Origin of the sequence: Sphingomonas sp., assembly GCF_048594985.1 — a bacterium.
Classification (GTDB): domain Bacteria; phylum Pseudomonadota; class Alphaproteobacteria; order Sphingomonadales; family Sphingomonadaceae; genus Sphingomonas_I.
In genome coordinates, this window is the sequence record NZ_JBMDXG010000154.1 from 1 (window position 1) to 4,170 (window position 4,170).

General features: G+C 65.9%; 4 protein-coding genes and 1 pseudogene. All 5 read right to left on the reverse strand.

All coding sequences use genetic code 11. The annotated features are described in order from the left end of the window. Nucleotides 1-180: pseudogene (locus ACOJSF_RS05965) on the reverse strand (alpha-N-arabinofuranosidase); the annotation flags it as partial. Nucleotides 181-252: 72 nt separating this feature from the next. After that, nucleotides 253-495 carry a DUF6894 family protein gene (locus ACOJSF_RS05970; protein WP_420141309.1) on the reverse strand — a complete coding sequence of 81 codons (243 nt, stop codon included), beginning with the start codon at nt 493-495 and terminating at the stop codon, nt 253-255. 60 nt (nt 496-555) lie between these two features. After that, nucleotides 556-1,323 carry a Crp/Fnr family transcriptional regulator gene (locus ACOJSF_RS05975; RefSeq protein WP_420141310.1) on the reverse strand — a complete coding sequence of 256 codons (768 nt, stop codon included), beginning with the start codon at nt 1,321-1,323 and terminating at the stop codon, nt 556-558. Nucleotides 1,324-1,476: 153 nt separating this feature from the next. Then, nucleotides 1,477-1,680 carry a hypothetical protein gene (locus ACOJSF_RS05980; protein WP_420141311.1) on the reverse strand — a complete coding sequence of 68 codons (204 nt, stop codon included), beginning with the start codon at nt 1,678-1,680 and terminating at the stop codon, nt 1,477-1,479. 76 nt (nt 1,681-1,756) lie between these two features. Continuing rightward, nucleotides 1,757-4,170: vitamin B12 dependent-methionine synthase activation domain-containing protein (locus ACOJSF_RS05985; protein WP_420141312.1), on the reverse strand; the 2,414-nt coding region annotated here is incomplete at its 5' end.

Here is a 4,170-nt window from a genome sequence, read left to right on the forward strand (position 1 = left end):
CCAGATGCCCTCATAGACGCCGGTGCCGAGATGCTCGGCGAACTGGCCGAAGATGTTGCGATCGATCCTAGGCCCGCGTTCGTTCGCCCGGACCTGGACCGCGACCGCGCCGCTCTCGCGCTGCGCCTGTACCGCGGTTCCCGGGGCCGCCAGCGCGAGCGCGGCGAGCGCGAGTTTCATCGAATGCACATCATCCCCTTCGGCTTTTGTCGGAGTATAGAGTGGCAATGCGGCCGGGCGCAATCGCGCGTATCAATCCGCCTGAAATGCGCCGAGCGTCTGCATCCTGATCTCGATTACGAATTCGACGGTTCGTTCGAGATCGTGAACGTCGATCCGCATCCGCGCCTCTTCCAGGCGATGGGGCTCGTGCCGCAGGATGTCGCTGGCGAAGCGGATCGCCTCGCGCCGCGCGGCCTGATCGTCGGCGAGTTCGGTGCCGACCCGATCGGGATCGTGCCAGCCGTCGCTCACGTCGAAAAAGTAGCGTTTCATGCTGTCACCACGCAGCATCGCCGGAGCATCCGGCTGGCGCTGCCTCCCGTGGAGATCGGTTTAAGCGAAAGGCGCCGCCGGATCGCTAACCTGGAGCGGCTCGCGCCGGTCCAGATGCAGATAATTCGGATCGAAGCCCGCGATGGCCGCCATCCGATCGGGATCGTGGATGGTGAGCACACCGCCTTGCAGCGAGATCAGGCCTTCGGCGCGCATCTTCTGAAGCGTGCGGTTCACATGAACCGAGGTCAGCCCCATCGTATCGCCAAGCTGCTCCTGCGTGAGCGGCAGCGAAAATGCGCCGTCGTGCGTCAACCCGACCTGCCGCATACGCAACCGCATTTCGCAGAAGAGGTGGGCGGTGCGCCGATAGGCGTCGCGCTGCCCGATATTGACCAGCCATTCCCGCAACACGGCCTCATCGACCAAGGTCGCCCAGAAAAGCGCCTGCGCGATTCCAGGATGCTCGCGTAACGTATCGAGCATGACCCGCTTCGGGATGGCGGCCACCCGGGCGTCGCTCAACAGGCCGATGGCGTGATCCATCGCCTTGAGGATGAAGACGTGAATATCGCAGAGGTCGCCGGGGATGAGGTAGGCCATGATCTGCCGGTTGCCGTCGGGCAGCACCTTGTACCGGCAGGCCCAGCCTTCGATTAGCAGGAACACCTCCCGTGGCCGATCGCCCTGCGCGATCAGATCGGTTCCGGCCTTGTGGCGCTGCGTCGACCGGCTCAATCCGTTGAGCCGGGCCTTGTCGTCATCGGACAGCATCGTGAAACTGCCCAGCTTTCGGACCAGAGGGTTCGTCATGAAGGCGCCCTTCATCTGCCGAGATGATCGTGAGCGTGGCTATCGCACAGATACTGGATCGATGACGTTCCCGCGCGGCTGCGACCGCCGGCTATCGCCCTGCAGGGCGTCGAAAACGGACCGGGCCGCGCCCTAGGCGTGCACGACCCGCACCACGACTGTTCGGGCCTAAGATTCCTCCGAAGCTGTCTGTCGGCCGAACGCCATTCTAAGCAATTCCCGCGCCGAGTCCATCTTTGCCGCTTCCTTGCGATGCAGTTCGGCGAGTGCTTCGTGCAAGTGCGCGATTTCCTTGCTGGAAGCATGGGCGGCGGCCTCGTCTTCGCGCGAAGCGGCAGCCCGATGGTGAAGAACTTTCGACTCGTGGCGCATCGTCGGTCTCCTTGATCGAGCCGACTTTCACAGCATCCCGCCGCAAGCGCTTTAATCTATTTAAGGCAGCAGGAGATCAGTCGAGGTTGGGGCGGAGCCAGCGCTCCGCCGTTTCCAGATCGACCCGGCGGCGGCCGGCATAATCCTCCATCTGGTCGCGGCCGATGCGCGCGACGCCGAAATACTGGCTGTCGGCGTGGCCGAAGTAGAAGCCCGACACCGCCGCCGTCGGCAGCATCGCGAAGCTTTCGGTCAGCGTCAGGCCGGTCGCCTGCCCCGCGCCGAGCAGGTCGAACAGGAGCGGCTTCAGGCTGTGGTCCGGGCAGGCGGGGTAACCGGGCGCGGGGCGGATGCCGCGATACTGTTCCTTGATCAGCGCCTCGTTGGTGAGTTGCTCGCCCGCCGCATAGCCCCACAGATCGGTGCGGACGTGCGCGTGCAGCCGCTCGGCAAAGGCCTCCGCCAGACGGTCGGCCAGCGCCTTGAGCAGGATGTCGCGATAATCGTCATGGTCCGCCTTGAACCGGGCGATGTGCGGATCGATGCCGTGGATGCCGACCGCGAACCCGCCCAGCCAGTCATCCCCCGCCGGATCGATGAAGTCGGCGAGGCACATGTTGGCGCGCCCCTCGCGCTTCTTGATCTGCTGGCGCAGCATGGGCAGGCGCACCTCATGTTCGGGCAGCGCGCGGGCGGCGGCCAGCGCCTCGAGCGGGCCGTGCGCGACCGGCGCCGCGGGATCGTGGCCGGGATGGACGATGATGTCGTCGCCTTCGCGGCGCGCGGGCCACAGCCCGGCCACGCCCTTCGCGGTCAGCCACTTTTCGGCGATGATCGTGTCGAGCATCGCCTGCGCATCGGCGAACAGGCCGCGCGCGCTTTCCCCCACTACCGCATCGTCGAGGATCGCGGGATAATTGCCGGCGAGCTCCCACGCGCGGAAGAAGGGCGTCCAGTCGATATAGGGACGCAGATCGTCGAGCGGCCAGCCGTCGAACACGTGCAGGCCGGGCCGGGCGGGCGCGGCCGGCTTCTGCCCCGGATCATAGGCGAAGGCGTTGGCGCGCGCCTCCGCGATCGGGGCGAGATCGTTCTGGCCCTTGCCCTCGCGCGCGACGCGCACCGCCTCATATTCGGACGCGGTCTTCGCGACGAAGCCGTCGCGCTGCGTGTCGGACATGAGCGTCGAGGCGACCCCGACCGCGCGGCTGGCGTCGAGCACGTGCACCACCGGTCCGGCATAGGCCGGATCGATGCGCAGTGCGGTATGGACCTTGGACGTGGTCGCGCCGCCGATCAGCAGCGGCATCGCCATCTTCGCCCGCTGCATCTCGGTCGCGACGGTCACCATCTCGTCGAGCGAGGGCGTGATCAGCCCCGACAGGCCGATCATGTCGGCGTCGTTGTCGTTCGCGGCCTTCAGGATGTCGCTCCACGACACCATCACGCCCAGATCGATGATCTCGTAGCCGTTGCACGCCAGCACGACGCCGACGATGTTCTTGCCGATATCGTGCACGTCGCCCTTCACCGTGGCGAGCACGATCCGCCCCTTGGCCTTGGCGCCGGCCGCCTTTTCCGCCTCGATGAAGGGGAGCAGGTGGGCGACGGCCTTCTTCATCACGCGGGCGGACTTCACCACCTGCGGCAGGAACATCTTGCCCGATCCGAACAGGTCGCCGACGACGTTCATGCCGTCCATCAGCGGGCCTTCGATCACCTCAATCGGGCGCGGCAGCGCCAGCCGCATCTCCTCGGTATCGGCAACCACATGGGCGTCGATGCCCTTGACCAGCGCATGTTCCAGCCGCTTGCGCACCTCCCAGCCGCGCCATTCCTCGGCCGCCTTCTCGGCCGCCGCGTCGGTGCCGCGAAACTTCTCGGCGAGCGCGACCAGCCGCTCGCCCGCGTCGGGATTGCGGTTGAGGATCACGTCCTCGCACGCCGTCCTCAGTTCCGGGTCGATCGTGTCGTAGACGTCGAGCTGGCCGGCATTGACGATGCCCATGTCCATCCCCGCCGGAATGGCATGGTAAAGGAAGATCGAATGCATCGCCCGGCGCACGGGCTCGTTGCCGCGGAAGCTGAACGATAGGTTCGACAGCCCGCCCGAGATATGGACGTGCGGGCAGCGCGCCTTGATCTCCTTCACCGCCTCGATGAAATCGACGCCGTAATTGTTATGCTCCTCGATCCCCGTCGCGACCGCGAAGATGTTGGGATCGAAGATGATGTCCTCGGGCGGGAAGCCGATCTCCATCAGCAGGTCGTAGGCGCGCGCGCAGCTCTCGACCTTGCGCGCCTGAGTGTCAGCCTGCCCCACCTCGTCGAAGGCCATGACGACCACCGCCGCGCCATAATCCATGCACTTGCGGGCGTGCGCGAGGAACTGCTCCTCGCCCTCCTTCATGCTGATCGAATTGACGATCGGCTTGCCCGAGACGCACTTGAGTCCGGCCTCGATCACGTCCCACTTGGAGCTGTCGATCA